Annotated in this window: 1 protein-coding gene; it reads left to right on the forward strand. The window is 32.1% G+C overall.

Annotated features, from left to right (window positions below):
* Nucleotides 1–132: 132 nt before the first annotated feature.
* The coding region (locus tag JX287_RS07385; protein WP_204644257.1) for a YSIRK-type signal peptide-containing protein at nt 133–2314 on the forward strand (2182 nt) is incomplete at its 3' end.

Below are 2314 nucleotides of genomic sequence, written 5' to 3' on the forward strand. Positions count from 1 at the left end.
AATTTAAAGTGTATTTTAAGTTCAGAGAGTACAATAAAGAGCTAGAATATAATAGTTTTACATAAACTTATTATAAATACCTATAATCTCGGATTGGTTTTATTTAAGAAATGTAAGGAAGGAGAAACAAAAGTGATAGGGAAAAATAATAAATATTTAAGAGATACAAGAAGTGGAGTAAAAGTTGAAAGTTACTCTATTAAAAAGTTTAAAGTAGGGGCAGCTTCGGTTGTCATTGGTGCTAGTATATTTTTTGGTGCTGGGATAGCTAATGCAGGAGAAGTTGTAGAGAAAAATACTGAAGTAGCAATTCCATCGACTGGAGAACCGACGAATTCTGAAGTAACTCAGCCAACAACGCCTGCACAACCAGTAGCAGAACAACCTTTAGGAACAAATTCAGATAAACCAGCAGCAGAACAACCAACTGAACCTGGCAAACCACTAGACGAAGAAATTGAAGAAAAAGAAAGAAAAGAAGAAGAAGAAAGACGTCAACATAAGGGAGAATCATTTGAAAAAGATAGTCCTTCTCTGAAAGAAAATACCAATGCTGAAGATGCTGATGCAAATAGAGTATATAAAGAACCAAAAGAAGGAACCACGGCTAAAGGTTTATATAAGGTGTTAGATAGTTTACCAGATGATTTCCAAAATAATGAGTTAAATTACTTAAAAAATATGGATGCTATCGGTGATAAAATAGGGTTAAAATCAGGTGAAATTCGTGAATTGGGTTTAACCCTTGAAAAAATCAATAAATTGGGGTTAACACCTGAAAAATTAGAACAATTAGGTGTAGAACCTAGTTTGATTAAAAAATTAAACTTAACGCCTGAAAGAATTAAGGAAATTGCAATTAAACCTGAACTTATTAAAGAATATATTTTAAATGAAAAAGAAAATATAGCATTAAGTTTGATTTTCGAAAAAGTTGAAAAAGAAAGTTTTACTTCAGAAAAATTAAAGGAATTAGGTTTAAAAGATGAACTTGCGAATCGATTAAATCTAAATCCTGAAAGAATTAAAGAATTATTAGCAAATCCTGAATTGATCAAAGAGTTAAAACTAACACCTGAAGAAAATAAAGAGTTGAACGCCATTTTTGAAAAATTTGATAAGGAAACTTTAAACCCAGAAATCTTAAAAAAATTGGGAATGAAAGAGGAGCTTATTAAAAAATTAAACTTAACTCCTGAAAAAATTAAAGAACTTGTCTTAAACCCTCAATTAGTAAAACAATTAATTCTAGAGGAAGAAGAAAATAAAAAAATAAACAATAAACTTACAGAAGCTTTTGAAAAACTTGAAAAAGAAAATCTTACGGTGGATAAGTTAAAAAGCTTAGGACTAACACAAGAATTAGCTGATAAATTAAAGTTGAATCCTGACAAAATTAAAGAATACCTCTTAAATCCTGTATTAATGGAAAAAGAAAATCTGACAAAAGACGAATTAAAAGTCGTGCATAATGCTTTTGATAGACTTGAAAAAGAAAGTCTTTTACCTGAAGTATTAAAAAAATACAATGAATTCGGAGGATGGAAACCAATTGGTGGAGGTACATTCGCCATTGGTAAGAAAAATGAATGGGGGTATTTCACAGGTTGGCGTGTGACGGGTTATACTTCTGAAGGAAAACCAATCATAGAACAAGGTGGAATGCTTGATTCTGATGCTCTTGACCGAATCTGGCTTCATGAACAAGCGTTAGACTACAGATTTAAGTACATGTTGATGCTTGCTAAAGGACGTACGATTGCTAATAGAACTGATAAAGCACAAGATGGCTCTGAGTTTAAAATAGCGACAGAAAATAATTCGGAGAATAAGAAGGCGCTCAATAGTCTACCTGTAAAAGATAGGGATGATATTTCAGTTCATTCTCCTAATGTAGAAGGATTTAATGGGATTGAGAAACGCTTCGAAGCTTTTTCGAGTAAATATGGAAGTACTTTAAACCTAGACTTCGTGACAGGTTACATCTCAGATTTTCATCACGAAAATTCATTTACAAAAGGAAGTTATCGTGTCGTGGTTAAGGCGATTAAAAAAGATAATACAGACCCTTCAAAAGAAGTAGAAGAAACTGTCTATGACCACACTATCAACCATGTCGATGGAGTAGTAGAGAACGAAGAACGTTACAGTCAAGGTGTGAATTTAAGTACGGTTAATAGACTAATTAAAAGCATTTTAAAGGGGGAGTTCGATAAAAAAGTCGAAACTCTTGCAAATGCTAAATATAAGGAAAAATATCCGAGTGTAAGAAGACAAGATAAAGCGATACTAGAAGCTTTGAAAGAGGAAGTAA

It is taken from the genome of Gemella haemolysans (assembly GCF_901873445.1).
In the GTDB taxonomy this organism is placed as follows: domain Bacteria; phylum Bacillota; class Bacilli; order Staphylococcales; family Gemellaceae; genus Gemella; species Gemella haemolysans_C.